16 protein-coding genes and 1 tRNA gene are annotated in these 20,171 nt (G+C 72.5%); 10 read left to right on the forward strand and 7 right to left on the reverse strand.

Annotated elements, in window-relative coordinates; genetic code table 11:
* Positions 1-9 precede the first annotated feature (9 nt).
* From BFF78_RS33120 to BFF78_RS33130, 3 genes are all read right to left on the reverse strand, one after another.
* Positions 10-1,347: a M1 family metallopeptidase gene (locus BFF78_RS33120; protein WP_069781806.1), complete on the reverse strand. Its 1,338-nt coding sequence runs from the start codon at positions 1,345-1,347 to the stop codon at positions 10-12.
* 77 nt (positions 1,348-1,424) lie between these two features.
* Positions 1,425-5,285 carry a Pls/PosA family non-ribosomal peptide synthetase gene (locus BFF78_RS33125; RefSeq protein WP_069781807.1) on the reverse strand — a complete coding sequence of 1,287 codons (3,861 nt, stop codon included), beginning with the start codon at positions 5,283-5,285 and terminating at the stop codon, positions 1,425-1,427.
* 261 nt (positions 5,286-5,546) lie between these two features.
* Positions 5,547-5,634: transfer RNA gene (locus tag BFF78_RS33130), tRNA-Leu, on the reverse strand.
* Positions 5,635-5,851: 217 nt separating this feature from the next.
* Here BFF78_RS33130 and BFF78_RS33135 point away from each other — a divergent pair.
* From BFF78_RS33135 to BFF78_RS49565, 3 genes are all read left to right on the forward strand, one after another.
* Complete coding sequence (locus BFF78_RS33135; protein WP_069783956.1) at positions 5,852-7,177, forward strand: M20/M25/M40 family metallo-hydrolase; 1,326 nt, start codon at positions 5,852-5,854, stop codon at positions 7,175-7,177.
* A gap of 146 nt (positions 7,178-7,323) precedes the next feature.
* Positions 7,324-7,557, forward strand: coding sequence for a chaplin ChpH (gene chpH, locus BFF78_RS33140; RefSeq protein ID WP_069781808.1), 234 nt, complete (start codon positions 7,324-7,326; stop codon positions 7,555-7,557).
* A gap of 192 nt (positions 7,558-7,749) precedes the next feature.
* Positions 7,750-8,574, forward strand: coding sequence for a chaplin (locus BFF78_RS49565; RefSeq protein ID WP_069781809.1), 825 nt, complete (start codon positions 7,750-7,752; stop codon positions 8,572-8,574).
* A 111-nt stretch (positions 8,575-8,685) separates the two neighbouring features.
* On the opposite strand, the gene BFF78_RS33150 is transcribed toward BFF78_RS49565, so the two are convergent.
* Positions 8,686-8,874, reverse strand: coding sequence for a DUF5703 family protein (locus BFF78_RS33150; RefSeq protein ID WP_043407302.1), 189 nt, complete (start codon positions 8,872-8,874; stop codon positions 8,686-8,688).
* A gap of 47 nt (positions 8,875-8,921) precedes the next feature.
* Here BFF78_RS33150 and BFF78_RS33155 point away from each other — a divergent pair, with 47 nt between their 5' ends.
* A complete protein-coding gene (locus tag BFF78_RS33155) occupies positions 8,922-9,602 on the forward strand; it encodes a hypothetical protein (protein ID WP_069781810.1) in 681 nt (226 codons plus the stop codon).
* Positions 9,603-9,692: 90 nt separating this feature from the next.
* Here the strand turns inward: BFF78_RS33155 and BFF78_RS33160 are convergent, their stop codons facing one another.
* Together BFF78_RS33160 and BFF78_RS33165 are read right to left on the reverse strand one after the other, a co-directional pair.
* Positions 9,693-12,329 (reverse strand): helix-hairpin-helix domain-containing protein, encoded by a 2,637-nt coding sequence (locus BFF78_RS33160; protein WP_069781811.1) that lies wholly within the window; start codon positions 12,327-12,329, stop codon positions 9,693-9,695.
* Positions 12,326-13,309 carry an aldo/keto reductase gene (locus tag BFF78_RS33165; protein WP_069781812.1) on the reverse strand — a complete coding sequence of 328 codons (984 nt, stop codon included), beginning with the start codon at positions 13,307-13,309 and terminating at the stop codon, positions 12,326-12,328. The genes BFF78_RS33160 and BFF78_RS33165 overlap by 4 nt, the downstream gene beginning before the upstream one ends.
* Before the next feature lie 160 nt (positions 13,310-13,469).
* Between BFF78_RS33165 and BFF78_RS33170 the strand changes: the two genes are divergently transcribed.
* Together BFF78_RS33170 and BFF78_RS33175 are read left to right on the forward strand one after the other, a co-directional pair.
* A complete protein-coding gene (locus tag BFF78_RS33170) occupies positions 13,470-14,525 on the forward strand; it encodes an LLM class F420-dependent oxidoreductase (RefSeq protein WP_069783957.1) in 1,056 nt (351 codons plus the stop codon).
* 220 nt (positions 14,526-14,745) lie between these two features.
* Positions 14,746-15,534 (forward strand): hypothetical protein, encoded by a 789-nt coding sequence (locus BFF78_RS33175; RefSeq protein ID WP_069781813.1) that lies wholly within the window; start codon positions 14,746-14,748, stop codon positions 15,532-15,534.
* A 16-nt stretch (positions 15,535-15,550) separates the two neighbouring features.
* On the opposite strand, the gene corA is transcribed toward BFF78_RS33175, so the two are convergent.
* Positions 15,551-16,546, reverse strand: coding sequence for a magnesium/cobalt transporter CorA (corA, locus tag BFF78_RS33180; protein ID WP_069783958.1), 996 nt, complete (start codon positions 16,544-16,546; stop codon positions 15,551-15,553).
* A gap of 62 nt (positions 16,547-16,608) precedes the next feature.
* Here corA and BFF78_RS33185 point away from each other — a divergent pair, with 62 nt between their 5' ends.
* The 4 genes from BFF78_RS33185 (at position 16,609) to mshC (ending at position 20,124) form a co-directional block, all read left to right on the forward strand.
* Positions 16,609-17,295, forward strand: coding sequence for a histidine phosphatase family protein (locus tag BFF78_RS33185; protein WP_069781814.1), 687 nt, complete (start codon positions 16,609-16,611; stop codon positions 17,293-17,295).
* A 112-nt stretch (positions 17,296-17,407) separates the two neighbouring features.
* Positions 17,408-17,998, forward strand: coding sequence for a DUF3090 domain-containing protein (locus BFF78_RS33190; RefSeq protein ID WP_069781815.1), 591 nt, complete (start codon positions 17,408-17,410; stop codon positions 17,996-17,998).
* The gene (locus BFF78_RS33195) at positions 17,962-18,801 is read left to right on the forward strand and encodes an SCO1664 family protein (protein WP_079161580.1); all 840 of its coding nucleotides are present in this window, start codon (positions 17,962-17,964) and stop codon (positions 18,799-18,801) included. The genes BFF78_RS33190 and BFF78_RS33195 overlap by 37 nt, the downstream gene beginning before the upstream one ends.
* Before the next feature lie 93 nt (positions 18,802-18,894).
* Positions 18,895-20,124 (forward strand): cysteine--1-D-myo-inosityl 2-amino-2-deoxy-alpha-D-glucopyranoside ligase, encoded by a 1,230-nt coding sequence (gene mshC / locus BFF78_RS33200; RefSeq protein WP_069783959.1) that lies wholly within the window; start codon positions 18,895-18,897, stop codon positions 20,122-20,124.
* Positions 20,125-20,171 lie beyond the last annotated feature (47 nt).

Raw genomic sequence — 20,171 nt, forward strand, 5'->3', positions numbered from 1 at the left:
CCTTCAAGTCTAGGGAACCTCGCGCAGCACCGGCAGCGGCGGCAGCTTCGCCCCGTGCACCCAGGCCTCGAACAGCCCGTCCAGCGGCTCGTCCGCGAACCGGGCCGCGTGGGCGGTGAACGCCGCCGTCGTCACCGACCCGTTCCGGTGCAGCCGCACCCAGCCCCGCAGCATGCGGAAGAACGCGTCGTCGCCCAGCGCGCAGCGCACCGCGTGCACGGTCAGACCGCCCCGCTCGTAGAGCCGGTCGTCGAACATCGACTTGCGCCCCGGGTCGGCCAGTCGGAGGTCCTGCGGCAGCGTGGACAGCAACCGGTGGGCCGCGGCGGCCAGTTGCTGCGCGCTACGGCCGCCCGAGCGCTCGGACCACAGCCATTCCGCGTACTTGGCGAAGCCCTCGTTCAGCCAGATGTGCCGCCAGTCGGCGATGGAGACGCAGTTGCCGAACCACTGGTGCGCCAGCTCGTGCGCCACCAGCCGCTCCCAGCCCCGGGCGCCGTCCACATGGTTGGAGCCGAACAGCGACAACCCCTGGGCCTCGACCGGCACATCGAGCTCCTCCTCGGTCACCGCGACCGCGTAACTGTCGAACGGGTACGGCCCGAACAGCTCCTGGAACAGCTCCATCATCGCGGGCTGCCGCGCGAAGTCCCGGGAGAACTCGGGCAGCAGCCGCGCCGGGATGTGCCCGTGCTGCGGTATGCCGCCGGGGCCCGGGTCGCCCAGCAGCACCGTCTGGAACCTGCCGATCGCCAGGCCGACGAGATAGCTGGACGTGGGCGCGGACTGCTCGTACACCCAGGTGGTCGTCGAGGCCTTCGTCGTCCGGGTCAGCAGTCGGCCGCCCGAGACCACCGCGTACGCCGACGGCGTGGTGACCGAGATCAGATAGGACGCCTTGTCGGCGGGCCGGTCGTTGCACGGGTACCAGGACGGCGCCCCGACCGGCTGGCTCGCCACCAGCGCCCCGTCCGCCAGCTCCTCCCAGCCGAGCCCGCCCCAGGGGCTGGCCACCGGCTTGGGGTTGCCGGACCAGTGGACCTCGACGGTGAACGCGGCACCGGCCCGGATCGGCTTGGCCGGGCGGATCCGCAGCCGTCCGCCCCGGTGCGTGTAGTGCGGCTGCCGGCCCTCCAGCCGCACCCGGCCGATCCGGAAGTCGGCCAGATTGAGCTGGAACTCGGTGAGCGGCGCCGGCCCGGCGATGGCGTTGATCCGGGCCGTGCCCGCCAGCCGGTTGGGGCCCGGGCGGTAGTCCAGTGCCAGTTCGTAGCGGTGCACCCGGTAGCGGGGATCACCGTTGTCCGGGAAGTACGGGTCCGGACCGGCCGACTGCTGCACTGCCACTTCCGCGTTCGCTCCCTGCGCCTTGCTCGAACCAATCCCCGGTGCGCCCGTGCCCGTGGCCACCGAGCGGCCCGCGCTCAGGGACGCCATGCCTCGATCGGGTTGCCGAGCCAGCGGGTGTCGTCCGGGACGGACTCCGCGGCCATGACGAGCGACGCGGGCCCCAGGGTCGTACGGGCCCCGATCGTGCTGCCGGGCAGCACGATCCCGCCAGGGCCCAGGGTGGCGCCCTCACGGAGGACCACAGTATCCGTCCGCAAGATCCGGTCGTGGAAGAGGTGCGTCTGCAGCACACAGCCACGATTGACGGTGGCCGCGTCCTGAAGGGTCACCAGGTCCGTCTCCGGCAGCCAGTAGCTCTCGACCCACACGCCCTTGCCGATGCGCGCGCCGAGCCCGCGCAGCCACGCCGTCATGACCGGCGTCCCCGGCACGGCCCCGGCCAGCCACGGCACCGCCAGCACCTCGACGAACGTGTCCGCCAGCTCATTGCGCCACACGAACGAACTCCACAGCGGATGCTCCCCGGCCCGGTGCCGCCCCACCAGCAGCCACTTCGCGCCGATCGACACCACAGCCGCCGCGGCACCCGCCGCCAGCAGCACCGCACCCGACAGCGCCCACGCCCAGACCCCGAGCGCACACAGCACCGCCACCGTCGCCGCGGCCAGCGCCGCCGAGCACAGCACCGGCACGATCCGGCACAGCTCCACCAGACCGCGCGCCCACAGCAGCCGCGCGGGCGGATCGTAGGTACGGCTCTGATCCCCGCCGGTGGCACTGCGCGGCAGCTTCACCGGCGGCAGCCCAAGATAGGAGGTGCCCTTCTTCGCCTTCTTCGGCGTCGCCGACAGCACCCCGACCAGCCCGCCGTCCGGCACGCTCCGCCCCGGCGCGGTCATCCCGGAGTTCCCGAGGAAGGCCCGCCGTCCGATCTCCGCGCGCCCGATCCGCACCCAGCCGCCGCCCAGCTCGTACGGCGCGGTCAGCGTGTCGTCCGCCAGGAACGCCCCCTCGCCGACCGTGGTCAGGCTGGGCAGCGCCAGCACCGTCGACACCTCGGCGCCCCGCCCGATCCGCATCCCCAGCAGCCGCAGCCACACCGGTGTGACCAGCCCCGCGTACAGCGGGAACAGCGTCTGCCTGGACCGGTCCATCAGCTGCGTCACGGTCCACGCCTGCCAGCCCACCCGGCTGTGCGTCGGATGCGTGCCCTCGCGCAGCCCCAGACTCAAGGCCCGTACCGCGACCAGGATCAGCAGCGCGTACGCCAGCCCGTAGGCCAGCGTGGCCGGGACCAGACCGAGCGCCGCCCCGCGCAGGGCCTCGCCCAGCGAGGCTCCGGGCGCCACGAAGAGCCGGGCGACCAGCAGCGCGGCCACACCCGCGAGCAGCGGCAGGGAGCTCAGCGCGAGCCCGGTGATGCCGTACATGGCCCGCCAGCACGTGCCCCGCTGCGGCCGCTGCTCGGGCCAGTTGTGCTTGGCCTTGCCGAGCTTGACCGCGGGCGCACCCGCCCACCGCTGACCGGTGGGCACCTGCCCGCAGACCGCGGAACCCGGGGCGACCTCGGCCCGCTTGCCGACGCGGGCGCCCGGGAAGAGCAGGCTGCGGGTGCCCACGACGGCATGCGCGCCGACCTTGACCGGGCCGATCTCCAGCCGGTCGCCGTCCAGCCAGTACCCGGACAGATCGACCTCGGACTCCACGGCCGCGCCCCGGCCCAGCTTGAGCATGCCGGTGACCGGCGGCAGCGAGTGCAGGTCCACCTCGGGCCCGACCTTCGCGCCCAGCGCCCGCGCATAGCGCTCCAGCCACGATCCGGTCAGCGCGGTGGCCCCGCTGAACTCGGCCAGCCGCTCGGCCGTCCACAGCCGCAGATGCACGCTCCCGCCCCGCGGATACCGCCCGGGCGCAAGGCCCCGCAGCAGCAGCCGGGCCCCGCCCGCGGCGATGGTGATCCGGCCGGGCGGGGTGAAGAACAGCAGCGCTCCGGCCGCGAGCAGCCACCAGGGGGCGGCCGGCAGCCAGGAGTAGCCGGGCAGCACCTTCCCCACGGCGGCCAGGACCAGCGTCCAGCGCAGCCCGAGCAGCGTGACCAGCGGGACGAGCAGGAGCAGCTGGACGGCCTGGGCGCGGACCGGGACCGGCGCGATGGCGCGGGTCTTGCCCTCGTCCTGCGCCGAGGCCTCCAGGCGCCGGGCCAGCTTGCGCAGCGTGGGCTGCTGGTAGATGTCGAGGACGGCGGCGCTCGGATAGCGGGTGCGCAGCCGGGTGGTCAGCTGGGCCGCGGCCAGACTGCCGCCGCCGATCGCGAAGAAGTCGTCGCAGGCGCTGCTCACCGGGATGCCGAGGACCTCCGCCCACTGCTCGGCGAGCCAGGCCTCGGTGCCGTACAGATCGGCCTTGGGGGTCTCCACGCCCTCCAGGGGCCAGGGCAGGGCGTTGCGGTCCACCTTCCCGGAGGTACGGGTCGGCAGCTCCGCGACGGGTGCGAGCAGCGGCACCAGCGCGGCGGGCAGTTCGGCGCGCAGCTTCTCGACGGCGGCCGCCTGGTCCCAGCCGTCCTGGGTGACCACATAGCCGACCAGGAGCTGATTGCCGCTGCGGGCGGTCCGCACGGCGGCCGCGGCTCCGGCCACACCGGGCAGCGCCTGCAGCGCGGCATCCACCTCGCCCAGCTCGATCCGGCGCCCGCCGAGCTTGATCTGCTCATCCGCCCGCCCCAGGAAGATCAGCCCCTCGGGATCGGCCTTGACCAGGTCACCGCTCCGGTACGCGCGCTCCCAGCCCAGCGACTGAAGCGGTGCGTACTTCTCCGCGTCCTTGTCGGTGTCGAGATAGCGCGCGAGCCCGACCCCGCCGATCACGAGCTGCCCGCTGCCGCCCATCGGCACCGGCTCCCCGGCCTCGTCGACGACCGCCAGCTCCCAGCCGCCCAGGGGCAGCCCGATCCTGATGGGCTCCTCGCCGGTGAGCAGCGCCGCACAGGCCACGACGGTCGCCTCGGTCGGCCCGTAGGTGTTCCACACCTCGCGCCCCTCGGTGACCAGCCGCTGCGCCAGCTCGGGCGGGCAGGCCTCGCCCCCGAAGATCAGCAGCCGTACGTCGTTCAAGGTCCCCGGCTCCCACAGCGCGGCGAGCGTGGGCACGGTCGAGACGACGGTGATCTCCTGCTCGACCAGCCAGGGCCCGAGATCGGCACCGCTCCTGACCTGCGACCGGGGCACCGGCGCCAGACAGGCGCCGTACCGCCAGGCCAGCCACATCTCCTCGCAGGACGCGTCGAAGGCCACGGAGAGCCCCGCCATGACCCGGTCGCCGGGCCCGATCGGCTCCTCCGTGAGGAACAGGGCCGCCTCCGCGTCCACGAAGGCGGCGGCGCTGCGGTGCGTGACGGCGACGCCCTTGGGCTTCCCCGTGGACCCGGAGGTGAAGATGATCCAGGCGTCCTCCTCGGCACCGGGCCGTGCGGCCGGGGCGCCGGAGCCGCCCTGGACGGTGACGGTGTGCCCGGCCCCGATGACGGCCCGCACCTCCGCCTCCCCGAACACCAGCTCCGCCCGCTCGTCCGGGTCCTCGGCGTCCACGGGGACATAGGCGGCACCGGCGGCCAGGACGGCGAGGATCGCGACGTACAGCTCATTGGTCCCCGAGGGAACCCGCACCCCGACCCGGTGCCCGCGCCCGACCCCCGCCCTCGCGAGCCGCCGCCGCAGCCGCTCCACCTCGCCGGCCAGCGCACGGTAGCTGAGGCACGTCGTACCGTCGTCCAGAGCCGGCTCGTCCGGATGGGACCGTACGGTCGCGTCGAAGATGTCGACCAGCGTGCGCGGCGAGGCGGCGGGCCCCGCGGAGAACCGCGCCCTGTCGCCGAACTGCGTGCGGATCTCGTCATCGAGCAGGCCGAGAGCGCTGCTCTCGTCTATGGCTGCCATCGGGTCCTCACGTCGGGTCCGGCCGAGTAACAAGCCGGAAATAGTAGTACGACGCTAGGCTTCGCCCCTTCGTCCAGCCGCCCGCAAGGGCCGTCCGGGTGACCGCGGTGCCCCGACTCCAGGTCCCTGACCTGCCGACCTTCGCGCCGGACGAGACATGCCTCACACACCGTCAAGGAGCGGACACTCAGGGGTAGTTCGCACCACCGGCATCGGCTCGCGGGCAAAAGCAGAGAGCCCCTGACGAACAGGGGCCCTCACTGGTGTCCGAGGGGGGACTTGAACCCCCACGCCCGATAAAGGGCACTAGCACCTCAAGCTAGCGCGTCTGCCATTCCGCCACCCGGACAAGGTGTCTGTCGTGCGGGAGATCCCTTTTGGCGGGGCTTCCCTCGCGGCGACGAGGGAAACATTACCAGGCTTTCAGGGGTGGCTGATCACCCCCCGGCCGCGGGCCGGTCTCGCGTGAACGGCGTGTGACGGGCCGGCACCGGTCTTGGGGCGCGGGCCCGGGGAGAGGGAGGATGAAGAAGGACCACCAGCAGCGACAGCGCGGGAGGAAGCACGTGAGCGAGACGGACACGGCCAGGAACGTCACAGGCGAGGACGAGGTCGTGGACCTCTGCCGCGAGCTGATCCGGTTCGACACCAGCAACTACGGCGACCACTCCGGACCCGGTGAGCGCCAGGCCGCCGAGTGGGTCGCCGAGAAGATCGCCGAGGTCGGTCTCGAGCCGAAGATCTTCGAGTCGCACCCGGGCCGCGCCTCGACGGTGGCCCGCATCGAGGGGGAGGACCCGTCCCGGCCCGCGCTGCTGATCCACGGCCACCTCGACGTCGTACCGGCCAACGCCGACGACTGGACCCACCACCCCTTCTCCGGTGAGGTCACCGACGGGTGCGTCTGGGGCCGCGGCGCCGTCGACATGAAGGACATGGACGCCATGACCCTCGCGGTCGTGCGCGACCGGCTGCGCAGCGGCCGGCGGCCCCCGCGGGACATCGTGCTCGCCTTCGTCGCCGACGAGGAGGCCGGCGGCACCTACGGCGCCCGCTACCTGGTCGACAACCACCCCGAGCTGTTCGAGGGCGTCACCGAGGCGATCAGCGAGGTCGGCGGCTTCTCGTTCACGGTGAACGAGAAGCGCCGGCTCTATCTGATCCAGACGGCCGAGAAGGGCATGCACTGGATGAAGCTGACCGTGGCCGGCACCGCCGGGCACGGCTCCATGATCCACCGGGACAACGCCATCACCGAGCTGTCCGAGGCGGTGGCCCGGGTCGGCCGGCACAAGTTCCCGGTGCGGGTCACCAAGACCACCCGGGCCTTCCTCGACGAACTGGGCGACGCGCTCGGCACCGAGCTCGACCCGGAGGACATGGAGTCCACCCTCCTCCGGCTGGGCGGCATCGCCAAGTTCATCGGCGCGACCCTGAGCAACACCGCCAACCCCACCCAGCTGAACGCCGGCTACAAGGTCAACGTCATCCCGGGCGAGGCCACCGCGCACCTCGACGGACGCTTCCTGCCCGGCCACGAGGAGGAGTTCCTCAGCGACCTCGACCGGCTACTCGGCCCGCATGTGCGCCGCGAGGACGTGCACACCGACAAGGCCGTGGAGACCACCTTCGACGGCGCGCTGGTGGAGGCGATGCAGTCCGCGCTGCTCGCCGAGGACCCCACCGCCAAGGCGATCCCCTACATGCTCTCCGGCGGCACCGACGCCAAGTCCTTCGACGACCTCGGCATCCGCAGCTTCGGCTTCGCCCCGCTGAAGCTGCCGCCGGAGCTGGACTTCGCCGGCATGTTCCACGGCGTGGACGAGCGGGTGCCGGTCGACGGCCTGCAATTCGGTGTGCGGGTGCTGGACCGGTTCATCGACGCGTCGTGAGGTTCCGGGCCTGGATATTCGGCCGCGCGTACGGGGGTGACTGGAACGGGTGAATGCGACGATCGGTTCGTAGCTTCATTAGTTCCTCCTCGTTACAGGTGATGTGACTCCGCACCTTGGAGTCGCATTGCCAACAAGGAGGAATAATGATCAAGAAGGTCGTCGCTGCTGCGGCTGCCACCGGTGGGCTGGTTCTCGCGGGCGCGGGCCTCGCCGTCGCAGACGCCGGAGCCCAGGGTGCCGCGGTGCACTCGCCGGGCGTCGTCTCCGGCAATGTCGTTCAGGTGCCCGTGCACGTCCCGGTGAACGTCTGCGGCAACACGGTCAACGTGATCGGGCTCCTGAACCCTGCCTTCGGCAACACCTGCGTCAACAAGTGACGACGACCTCCTGAGGGGGGCGTCTTTCTCGAGCCGTCGGCCCCGGAGCGCGCGCCATGCGCTCCGGGGCCGACCGGCCTCTTGCGCGGAAGACACGATCCGCGAGATGCGCAAAGCAAAGCAACGCAACGAATGCACTGCAATGCACGCGCGAGGCATGCACAGCAGGATCGAAGGCAGGGGAATTCAGAAATGCGACAGGGCACCCGCAAGGGCCTGATGACGGTGGCGGCCGCCACTGGTGTGATCGCCGCCGCGAGTGGCTACGCCCACGCCGACGCGGGCGCGTTCGGCTCCGCCGCCGGCTCGCCCGGCGTACTGTCCGGCAACACGGTGCAAGTGCCGGTGCACGCGCCGGTGAACGTGTGCGGCAACACCGTGAACGTGGTCGGGCTGCTCAACCCGGCCATGGGCAACACCTGTGCCAACCACGGCGGCGCTTCGGGGGGACAGGGCGGCTCCGGCGGCTCGCACGCGGGCGGGCACACCGGCGGCTCGCCCGGCGTCGGCTCGGGCAACACCGTTCAGGTGCCGATCGACGCCCCGGTGAACGTCTGCGGCAACAGCGTGAACGTCATCGGGGTCGGCAACGACGCCACGGGCAACGACTGTGCCAACGGAGGCGGCGGCCACCACAGCCAGCCTCCGGGCGGCGGCCACGGCAACCCGCCCGGACAGCCGGGGCACCCTGGTCACCCGGGCCACCCGGGCCACCCGGGCCACCCGGGGCACCCGGGGCATCCCGGTCAGCCGGGCCACCCCGGGCATCCTGGGCACCCCGGTCAGCCGGGACACCCGGGCGGCCCGACGACCCCGCCCGGCAAGGGCGGTCACACGCCCCACGGGCCGCACGGGTCCACGCCGGTCACACAGGGCGGCCGCTCCGGCCAGTCCCTGACCACCGGCGAGCTCGCGCACACCGGCAGCGACCTGCCGGTGGGCCTCGCGCTGCCGGCGGGTGCCGGCGCGCTGCTCGCGGGCGCGGTGCTCTACCGCAAGGCCCGGCCCACGGCCTAGCCGACGGCGCCGGGTACGGGCAGGACCGTACGGCGCGGTGAGCCGTTGGGCGCGGAAAACGGAGCGGGCCCTGCCATGCCGGCGGGGCCCGCTCCGTTCAGCTGTCCTGTCTCACCACGTGGCACGCACCTGGCGGATGATCCGCCGGCGCAACCGCACCTTGCGGCTGCCGTCGCGCAGCAGGCTCAGTCGGTCCAACTCCCAGTGTCCGTACTCCGCATGGTCCGTCAGCAGACGTGTGGCCTCCTTGCGGGACACCCCGCGAGGCACGTACACGTCGACAAATTCGTATTCCGGCATCGCATCTATTGTGCGGGCTGGGGCCCGGTACGGATAGCGTCTGCACTATGTCTGATGCTGCGCAGCCCACCGCTGCCGAGGTACGCGCCGCCGCCGAGGCCGTCAAGACCGCGCTCGACCGTCATCTGGCCGCGGTCGAACGCAGGTCGGGTGAGGACGACCCGGCCGTCTTGGAGGCGTTCAACCAGCTGGCCGCGGCCGCCGAGGTGTACGACGAGCTGCTCTACGACCGTTACGACGAGGTCACGCCCTTCGAGATCCCCGGTGCGGAGGAGCTGCCCCCGTATGCGGGCCCCGAGGAACCGAACGCGGTCAGCGTGCTGATCCGCCGCGACTATGCCGTCGTGGAACCACAGCGGCTGATCGCGCAGGCCCAGCGGGTCGAGGCGGCGGAGTACGAAGCCGCGGGCGGACTGGCCGAGGATGCCGCCGGTACGGTCCCGGGGGCGCTGGGCATCCTCTTCGGCGAGTTCGAACCGGACGAGATCGCTTCCCGGCACAAGGAGTTCGGCCTGGAGGAGGGCGACTCCACGCTCTGGGTCACCGCGTCGGACGAGGCTCCCGAGGCGGGGGAGTGGCTGGAGGCGCCGTTCGAGCACATCGACCCGCAAGGGGTGGTGTGCCGGTTCGACGTGAGCGCCGTCTTCGACGAGGAGGACGAGTCCGACGAGGAGGACGATCTCGAGTTCGTCGAGGAGGAGGACGAGGTCGAGGGCGCCGAGAGGTGATGTCCGCCGGCGGTGCCGCAGGGCCTGGGGCCGGTACGGCACCGCCGGGATCCGCCGTCGTGGCTGATCGCCGTTGCGGTGGGAAAGGGATCAGCCGACCGCCGAGATCTGCGTGCGCAGCAGTGTCTGCAAGCGGGTGGTGCGGGGCTTGGCCGGGGCTTCCGACACCGCCTTCGGCAGAGCCCCTTCCACGCCCTGGACCACGGACAGATGCCGCTTCGCCCGGCCGAACGCCGTGTACACCCAGGGTCTGCTGAGCGACTGCACCGCATCGCCGGGCAGCACCACGACCGCCGCCGGCCAGCGGGTGCCCACCGCCTGGTGCGCGGTCAGCGCCCAGCCGTGCCGTACGGCGCCCTCCACTCGCTCGCGCGGTACGACGACCGGGGTGCCCGCGCACGACAGGTGCAGACCGTCCGCGTCGGCCTTCACCACCACGCCCGGCACCGCACGGCCCGGAGCGGGGGAGTAGGCGATCCGGTCGCCGGGGTCGAAGCCGCCGAAACGGCCGGGGCCGGGATTGAGGCGTTCCTTCAGTGCCGAGTTGAGGGCACGGGTGCCCGCGGCGCCGCCGTGCCCCGGAGTGATCACCACGGTCTGGTCGGCCGGGACGCCGATCGCCCGCGGCACCGAGTCCGCGACCAGCTGGACCGTCCGGTGCACGGCCTCGCCCGCGTCCCGCACCGGGACGATGACGATCTCCTTGCCCGGAGCGGCGACCTGGTTCAGCTCGCCGATGCCGATGCCGGAGAGCAAGTCCCCGATCGGGCCCGGGTCGGGGACGCGGGAGACGATCTGCGGGCAGACCCGGGCGGCGAGCAGATCGGCGAACACCCGCCCCGGGCCTGCCGACCACAGCACCGCCGGATCGCCGCTGAGCACCAGCCGGGCCCCGTCGGGCAGCGACTCCACCAGCATCGCGGCGCTCTCCACGTCGAGCTGCGGCGCGTCCGGCACGATCAGCAGGTCCAGTTCCAGGGCGCCGTCCGCGTCCCGGCCCGGGCCCTCGGCACCGGACAGCAGACCGGCGACCGTGCCCACACTCTGCTCCGCCCGGTCCGCGCCCGGCAGCAGCGCGACGAGACGGTCGCGTCCGTCCGGCGTGTGGCAGCTGGCGAACGCGCGCAGGCCCGCGGCGCGCGCGGCACCGAGCAGCGCGGCCGGTTCGGCGCGGGCCGCCTCCCCGCCGGTGTGCAGCACCAGACCGTGTCCGGCGACCGCGCGGACCAGCTCGGCGGCCCCGCCGGAGACGGTGCCGGCGGCCGTCCGCCAGGCCTGCTCGGTGTCCTTGGCCAGCGAGTTGGCCAGCCGGGCCAGGCCGTCGGCGAGGCTCTCCTCGGCGAGCGCGTACCGCTCCAGACCGACGAGGACCCGGACCGGACGCTCCTCCTCACCGTCGTCCGCCTCCTGTGGGGCCGCGGCGCCCGGCTCCTCCAGGGCGTCCTGGAACGCCAGGGCCTCGCCCTCCGCGAGGGTGCTCTGCACCGTCGCGTCCGGGTCCGGCACGCTCTGGCGGCCCAGCGCCGCGGTGAGCGTGGGCAGTTCCAGCGCGGTGTGCCCGGCCAGGGCCGCCTGCTCCAGCAGCCAGACGGTGATCGCGCGGCCCCGCCGCTCGTCGCCCGGACCGCAGGCGGCGCCGAGCAGCGCGCGTGCGAATCCGTCTGCCTGGTCGGGCCGTACGCCGCTGATCCGCAGCAGCTGCCAGGGGTCCTCGCGCAGCGCCGCGTCGGCGCCCTCGCCGAGCGCCGCGGCCACCTGGACGGCCAGGGCCTCGGGCGCGCCGCCCTCGGCCAGCACCCGGCGGACGCTGTCCACCGTCTCCGGTGCGGGGGCGCTCGGGGTGACGGCGGCCGGGGCCGGGGCGGGCTGCGGCCGGCGTGCCGGCTCCGGGGCCGGGCGGCGCGGCGCCGGCGCGGGCTCGGTGAACGCCGTGGTCACCGGCTTCTCGCCGCTCTCCACGGCCCGCACCGCGGCCAGCAGGTCGGCCGCCTTGCCGCTCAGCTTGGTGCCGCTCTCGATCGGGCCCTTCCTCTCCGCCTTGCGCCGTGCGATCCGCTCCCGCTCGACCCGCTGCGCCGCCAACTCGGCCTCCGCCTCGGACAACTGGCCCGCGCCGCCGTCCTCGGCCTCGGCTCCCTCGGCGCCCGCGTCTTCGCCACTGCCGGCGCCGCCCGTACCCTGGTCGTCGCCGACGCCGGTCTCGCCTTCGGCACCGCTCGAGCCCGTACCGGTCTCGCCTTCGGCGCTGCCAGCTGTGCCCGTACCGGTCTCGCCTTCGGCGCTGCCATTCGTGCCCGCACCGGTCTCGCCTTCGGCGCTGCCAGCTGTGCCCGTACCGGTCCCGCCCACGGCACCGCTGACGCCCGCGCCCGTCTCGTCTTCGGCACCGCTCGCGCCCGGGCCCGTGCTGTCCCCGCCTTCGGCGCTGCTCTCGCGTCGGCCTGTGCTGTCCCCGCCCCCGACACGGCTTGTGCCGGCCTTCGCGCTGGTCTCGCCGCCGGCACGGCTCGCACCGGGCTGCTCGCTGTCGCCGTACTCGGCGCCGCTCGTGCCCCCCTCCGCGCTGGTCCCACCCTCGGCGCCGCCCGCGTCCGCGCCGCCCACGCTGCCGCTCGGCTCGGTGCCGGCCGCACGGCTCTTTGCGGGCGTGGTCTGCCCGACCGGGGTCCCGGGTGTGTCCGGCGTCCCCGGCCCGGCTTCCTCCGTGGTCTCCGGCTCCGTGCTCACAGCGTGCTCCAGTCGTGATCGGGATAGCGGTGCACGGGCGCCGACACATCGTCCAGCGCCCGGCAGATCTCGTCAGGAAGACTAAGGGCCTCCACTGACAACGCCGCCGCGAGCTGCTGGGCGTTGCGCGCGCCGACGATCGGCGCGGCCACGCCGGGCCGGTCCCGGACCCAGGCGAGGGCCACCTGGAGCGGGGTGACGGCGAGGCCGTCGGCGGCCGTCGTCACCGCGTCCACGATGCGGGACGCCGTGTCGTCCAGATACGGCTCCACGAACGGGGCCAGGTGCTCGGAGGCGCCGCGCGAGTCCGGCGGAGTGGTGTGCCGGTACTTGCCGGTCAGGACGCCCCGGCCGAGCGGCGAGGAGGGCAGCAGACCGACGCCGAGATCCAGCGCGGCGGGCAGCACCTCACGTTCCACGCCCCGCTGCAGCAGCGAGTACTCCATCTGCGTGCTGGCCAGCCGCGTGCGCGTGCCCGGCGCCGCGAGCTGCCAGGTCGCCGCCTTGGCGAGCTGCCAGCCGCAGAAGTTGGAGACGCCCGCGTACCGGGCGCGGCCGCTGCTCACCGCTATGTCGAGGGCCTGGAGCGTCTCCTCCAGCGGGGTCTCGGGGTCGTAGGCGTGGATGTGCCACAGGTCGACGTACTCCGTGCCCAGGCGGGCCAGGGAGGCGTCGAGCGCGGCGAGCAGATGGCCGCGGGAGCCGTCGAAGCGGCGGTCGGGGTCGGGGACGCTGCCCGCCTTGGTGGAGATCACCAGGTCCCGGCGCGGCACCAGGCCGTCCATCAGCTGCCCGAGCAGATACTCCGCTTCCCCGTCGCCGTAGACATCCGCGGTGTCGACGAGCGTGCCGCCGGCTTCCCAGAACGCCTTCAGCATGTCCGCGGCGTCGTGCTCGTCGGTGTCCCGGCCCCAGGTGAGGGTGCCGAGTCCGATCCGGGACACGCGCAGGCCGGTACGGCCGAGATGCCTCTGCTCCATGCGGGCGAGATTACTGGCCAGAACCGGTGCGGTGGGTTGCCTGTGGACAACCGGATCGGCCGGGAAACCAAGGACACCGCGGCTCCCTGCCCTGCCCCTGGCCCCCATGCCGCGCTAAGGTCGCCCCACAAGGACGTTACTCATGGGTAAGGGGAAGGCCATGCAGCTCGGGATCAACCTCGGCTACTGGGGTGCCGGAATGGACGCCGACAATCTGGCCGTGGCGCAGGAGGCCGACCGGCTGGGCTTCTCCGTGTGCTGGGCGGCGGAGGCCTACGGCTCCGACGCGGCGACGGTGCTGTCCTGGGTCGCCGCGCAGACCGAGCGCATCGACGTCGGTTCCGCCATCTTCCAGATCCCGGCCCGCCAGCCCGCGATGACCGCGATGACGGCGGCCACGCTGGACTCGCTGTCCGGCGGCCGGTTCCGGCTCGGCCTCGGTGTCTCCGGCCCCCAGGTCTCCGAGGGCTGGTACGGCGTCAAGTTCGACAAGCCTCTCGCCCGCACCCGCGAGTACGTGGAGATCGTCCGCAGGGCGATGACCCGGGAGCGGCTGACGTACGAGGGCGAGCACTGGACGCTGCCGCTGCCCGGCGGCCCGGGCAAGCCGATCAAGCTGACCGTGCACCCGCAGCGCGAACACATCCCGCTCTACATCGCCGCGATCGGCCCGAAGAACCTGGAGCAGACCGGCGAGATCGCCGACGGCGCCCTGCTGATCTTCCCTTCGGCCGACCACCTCGAGGACACCACGCTCACGTACCTGCGCGCGGGCCGCGAGAAGGCCGGCAAGACCCTCGACGGGTTCGACGTCTGCCCGACGCTGCCGATCGCCGTCGGCGACGACAAGGACGTGGCCCGCCTCGCCGACACCTTCCGCCCCTACACCGCGCTGTACGTCGGCGGCATGGGCAGTGCCAAGCAGAACTTCTACAACCAGCTTGCCCAGCGCATGGGTTATGAGAAGGAGGCCGCCGAGATCCAGCAGAAGTACCTGTCCGGGGACAAGGCCGGTGCCGCGGCGGCGATTCCGCAGGAGCTCATCGACAACACGACGCTGCTGGGCTCCGTCGACCGCATCGCCGACCGGATGAAGGCCTACGCCGCCGCCGGTGTCACCACGCTCAGCCTGTCCCCGGCCGGATTCACGCTTCAGGAGCGGATCGCCTCCCTGCGGGCCGGCAGCGAGGCGCTGGAGCGCGCCGGACTGGCGTAGGAGGGGTTTTCAGCGGCCGTGGTGGGGGCTCGGGGGTCTTCCCCGCCACGGCCGTCACCGGAAACAACGCGCCCGGCGCCACCCGGTTACGACCCCCGGAGTTCCTTCTTTCGGCCCAGTGGCCGGACACCCGCGTTGCGGTCACCCTCTGCGCGCATTTGACTCGGTCTTTGCGGAAACCTGCGGAATTTCTGCGGAAACCTGCGGAGAGGTGGCGTCCATGCTGTCGGCCAGGAGTCTGTTCCAGGAGATCCTCGACAACGACGAGTCGTTCCGGCTCTTCTGCTCCATCGCCGCCGGCGGAGAGTCCCAGGGCGGCTGGGAGAACGGACGGATCGCCGCGCTGGTACCGCCGGGCGAACGCGCACTGGCCCCGAAGATCGCCCGCCACGGCGCCGACGAGGACAAGCACGCGCGCATCTTCAACGCCCTGCTGAAAAGGCGCGGCCTCACCCCCGTCGCCGTACCGCCCGAGACCGACTACACGATGCTCCTGGAACGCAACGGCATCGGCCTCGCCCACGACAGGCTCGAGCGGGACGAGCCGCTCTGCGCGCGGGACGTCATCGTCTACCTCGCCCACAGCCGCGTCACCGAACAGCGCGCCGCCGAGCAGATGGAGCGGCTCCTCAGGCACGTCGCCGGCCACCCCGAGGTCGGCAAGGCCGTGCGAGTGATCTCCCACGACGAGGACAACCACCTCGCCTACACCTACGAGGAACTGCTGCGGTTCGCCGCCGCCGGGCACGGCCGGCTGATCCAGCGCACCCTGCGCGCGTGCGCCCTCGCCGAGATCCGCGTCCACCGGGACGTCAGCCTCGCCGTGATGGCCCACATGGGCCGCATCCTCGGCTGGCCCAGGACCCGGTACGCACTGCTCGCGGCCGGCATCCACGCGGTGTACGCCTACGAACGCCTCGCCGGCTGGCGCCGCATGGTCACCCTCAGGATGCCCGAGCGCCGCGACCCCCTCGGCGGCCCCGCCACCCCCGCCCACGAGTTCGCCTGAGCGGCACGAGAGACCCTCACAGCCAGTCGCGGTGCTTGAACATCCGGTACAGCAGCACCTCCAGCGCGGCCATCACCAGGACCACCGCCGGATACGACCACAGCCAGTGCAGCTCCGGCATGTGGTCGAAGTTCATGCCGTAGATCCCCGCGATCATCGTGGGCACCGCGGCCATCGCCGCCCACGCCGAGATCTTCCGCATGTCGTCGTTCTGGCGCACGCTCATCTGCGCCAGGTGCGCCGACAGAATGTCCGACACGAGCCGGTCCAGGCCCTCCACCGACTCGTTCACGCGCATCAGATGGTCGCCGACGTCCCGGAAGAACGGGCGCGCCTTGTCGTGCACGAAGGGCACCGAGGCGCCCAGCGGCCCGGTGCCGGCCAGCCGGGTCAGCGGCAGCGCCAGCGGGCCGGTGGCCCGGCGGAACTCCAGGATCTGCCGCTTGAAGCCGTAGATCCGGGACGCGGTGCCCCGCGAGCCGCCGCCCTCCGGCCGGAACACCTCCGCCTCCAGCTCCTCCAGATCGGTCCCCAGTTCCGTCGCCACCTCCAGATAGTGGTCGACGACGGCGTCGGAGATCGCGTACAGCACGGCGGTCGGGCCCTTGTCGAGCATCTCCGGCTCCTCCTCCAGCCGGTGCCGTACGGCGGCCAGCGGGGAGATCTCGCCGTGGCGGACCGTGACGACGAAACAGTCGCCGATGAAGACCATGATCTCGCCGGCCGAGACGGTGTCGCTCGCCGCGTCGTACACGACCGGCTTCAACACCATGAACAGCGAGTCTTCGTACACCTCCAGCTTGGGCCGCTGATGCGCGTTGAGCGCGTCCTCGACCGCCAGCGGATGCAGCGCGAACTCCCGCGTGACCAGGTCGAACTCCCGCTCGGACGGCTCGTACAGACCGATCCACACGAACCCGCCCTCGGCCCGCGCCTCGGCGAGCGCGTCGGACAGGTCCTCCGGACCCTCGGTGCGGTGCCCGTGCCGGTAAATGGCGCAGTCGACGATCACGGAGCGCATTCTCCCTTCATCCGGTCACCGGTGCATGTGCTGATACGCCTACCCTGGGCGGCATGCCCACGCTGATCCTCGTCAGGCACGGACGCTCCACCGCCAACACCTCCGGTGTGCTCGCCGGGTGGACGCCAGGCGTCACTCTCGACGAGCGCGGCGCCGCACAGGCCGCCGCGCTGCCCGCACGGCTCGCCGCACTGCCGATCTCCGAGGTCGTCACCAGCCCGCTGGAGCGCTGCCGGGAGACCGTGGGGCCGCTGCTGGAGGCACGCCCTGGCCTGCGCGCCCACACCGACGAACGGATCGGGGAGTGCCACTACGGCGACTGGTCCGGCCGCAAGCTCGCCGAGCTCAAGGACGAGCCGCTGATGGAGGTCGTCCAGGCCCATCCGTCGGCCGCCGCCTTCCCCGGCGGAGAGTCCATGCGCGCCATGCAGACCCGCGCCGCCGAGGCCGTACGCGAGTGGAACGCGCGCGTGGAGCGCGAGCACGGCGCCGACGCCGTCTACCTCATGTGCTCCCACGGTGACATCATCAAATCCCTGGTCGCCGACGCCCTCGGACTCCACCTCGACCTCTTCCAGCGGATCTCCGTGGAGCCGTGTTCCATCACCGCCATCCGTTACACCCGCCTTCGGCCGTTTCTCGTTCGTCTCGGCGACACCGGGGATTTCGCTTCGCTCGCCCCGCGCGAGGAACCTGGTGAGGGCGACGCACCGGTCGGGGGTGGTGCGGGCGCACCGTGATCGTCGGCCGCAGTAGGGTGAAGCGGTCCACGCAGTCGCCTATCCGCGGGCGGCCCGCACCGCCGAAACCTCCGAACTCACTCTCCGCACTCACTCTCAATGGAGACAGGACGTGTCCCGTCAGGTGTTCCTCTACGACCCGCCGGACCGCTTCGTGGCCGGCACGGTCGGACTGCCCGGACGCCGTACGTTCTTCCTCCAGGCCATCGCAGGCTCCCGGGTGACCAGCGTGGCTCTGGAGAAGACCCAGGTGGCCGCGCTCGCCGAGCGCATGGACGAACTGCTCGACGAGGTCGTACGGCGTAGCGGCGGCAGCGCCGCCGTCCCCGCCATGGCGCCCTCCGAGGTCGCCGACACCGCCCCGCTCGAGACCCCCATCGAGGAGGAGTTCCGCGTCGGCACCATGGCCCTTGCCTGGGACGGCGAGGAGCAGCGCATGATCGTCGAGGCGCAGGCCCTGGTGGAGCTGGACGCCGACACCGAGGAGGACCTCGCCGAGGCCGAGGAGCGGCTGCTCCAGGACGAGGAGAACGGGCCCCCGATGCTGCGGGTCCGGCTGACCGGCGCGCAGGCACGGGCCTTCGCCAAGCGCGCCCTCGACGTCGTCAACGCCGGGCGGCCGCCGTGTCCGCTGTGCAGCCTCCCGCTCGACCCGGAAGGACACGTATGTCCGCGCCAGAACGGATACCGCCGCGGAGCGTGACGCCCACCGAGACCGGAGCCGGCTCGGCCACCGCCGAGCTGCTCGCGCGGGGTGAGCTGACCGTGCGCGGCCGGATCCGCGAGGCGTCCAACGCCGCGCTGTTCTGCACCCTCGCCCTCGACGGCCGGGAAGCCTCCTGCATCTACAAGCCGGTGGCCGGGGAGCGCCCGCTGTGGGACTTCCCCGACGGCACCCTGGCCGGCCGCGAGGTGGCCGCCTACGAGGTCTCCGAGGCCACCGGCTGGGGACTCGTCCCGCCGACGGTGCTGCGCGACGGGCCCTACGGCGAGGGTATGTGCCAGCTGTGGATCGACGTCCAGGCCGAGACGGAGCTGCTCGCCCTGGTCGAGGGCGAGGAACCGGAGCCGGGCTGGAAGGCGATCGGCCTGGCCGAGGTCGGTGAGGGCCGCACCGCGCTCCTCGTGCACGCCGACGACGAGCGGCTGCGCCGGCTCGCCGTCCTCGACGCGGTGATCAACAACGCCGACCGCAAGGGCGGCCATCTGCTGCCCACCCCCGACGGCCGGCTCTACGGCATCGACCACGGCGTCACCTTCAACACCGAGAACAAGCTGCGCACCCTGCTGTGGGGCTGGGCCGGCGAGCCGCTGACCACCGAGGCCGTCGACGTCCTCGAGGGGCTGCGGGGAGCCCTCGCCGGGCCGCTGGGCGAGCGGCTGACCGGACTGATCACCCCGGCCGAGATCGACGCCACACACGCGCGTGTCGACGGATTGCTCACCGCGGGGGTGCATCCCGAGCCGAACGGGGAGTGGCCGGCCATCCCGTGGCCACCCGTGTGAGCACACCGGCCGTGAATGTACAAGACCGCCTAATCGGCCCTCGGTCCTGATCCCGTTCGTATACGCGGCTCTTGGCCGGTTAGGCTCATGTACATGCATGCCTGGCCCGCTTCCGAGGTCCCCGCCCTGCCTGGTCAGGGCCGCGACCTGAGGATCCACGACACCGCGACCGGCGGCCTCGTCACCCTCGACCCCGGTCCCGTCGCCCGTATCTACGTCTGCGGCATCACGCCGTACGACGCGACCCACCTGGGTCACGCGGCGACCTACAACGCGTTCGACCTCGTGCAGCGCGTGTGGCTCGACACCAAGCGGCAGGTCCAGTACGTCCAGAACGTCACCGATGTCGACGATCCGCTGCTGGCGCGTGCGGAACGGGACGGCGTCGACTGGGTCGCCCTCGCCGAGAAGGAGACGGCCCTCTTCCGCGAGGACATGACCGCCCTCAGGATGCTCCCGCCGCAGCACTACATAGGCGCCGTCGAGGCGATACCCGGCATCGTCCCGCTCGTGGAGCGGCTGCGGGAACTCGGCGCGGCCTACGAGCTGGAGGGCGACATCTACTTCTCCGTCGAGTCCGACCCGAACTTCGGCAAGGTCTCGAACCTCGACGCGGCCGCCATGCGGCTGCTGTCCGCCGAGCGCGGCGGCGACCCGGACCGCCCGGGCAAGAAGAACCCGCTCGACCCGATGCTGTGGATGGCCGCCCGCGAGGGCGAGCCCAGCTGGGACGGCGGCTCCCTCGGCCGGGGCCGGCCCGGCTGGCACATCGAGTGCGTGGCCATCGCCCTCGACCACTTCGGCATGGGCTTCGACGTCCAGGGCGGCGGCTCCGACCTCGCCTTCCCGCACCACGAGATGGGCGCCTCGCACGCCCAGGTGCTCACCGGCGAGTTCCCCATGGCCAAGGCGTACGTCCACGCCGGCATGGTCGCCCTGCACGGCGAGAAGATGTCCAAGTCCAAGGGCAACCTCGTCTTCGTCTCCAGGCTCCGCCGCGACGGCGTCGACCCCGCCGCCATCCGCCTGGCCCTCCTCTCCCACCACTACCGCGCCGACTGGGAGTGGACCGACCAGGTCCTCCAGGACGCCGTGGCCCGCCTCGCCCACTGGCGCTCGGCCGTCTCCCGCCCCGACGGCCCGTCCGCCGACGTACTGGTGGAGGAGATCCGCGAGGCGTTGGCGAACGACCTGGACGCCCCCGCCGCCCTCGCCGCGGTGGACCGCTGGGCGGCCAGGCAGGAGCAGGAGGGCGGTACCGACACGGGCGCGCCGGGCGTCGTCACACGTGCCGTGGACGCGCTGCTGGGCGTGGCCCTGTAGCGCATCGCATCGGCGATGAAAAGCGACAAAAAGAAGGGGCGGTTCCC

Source organism: Streptomyces fodineus (assembly GCF_001735805.1).
In the GTDB taxonomy this organism is placed as follows: domain Bacteria; phylum Actinomycetota; class Actinomycetes; order Streptomycetales; family Streptomycetaceae; genus Streptomyces; species Streptomyces fodineus.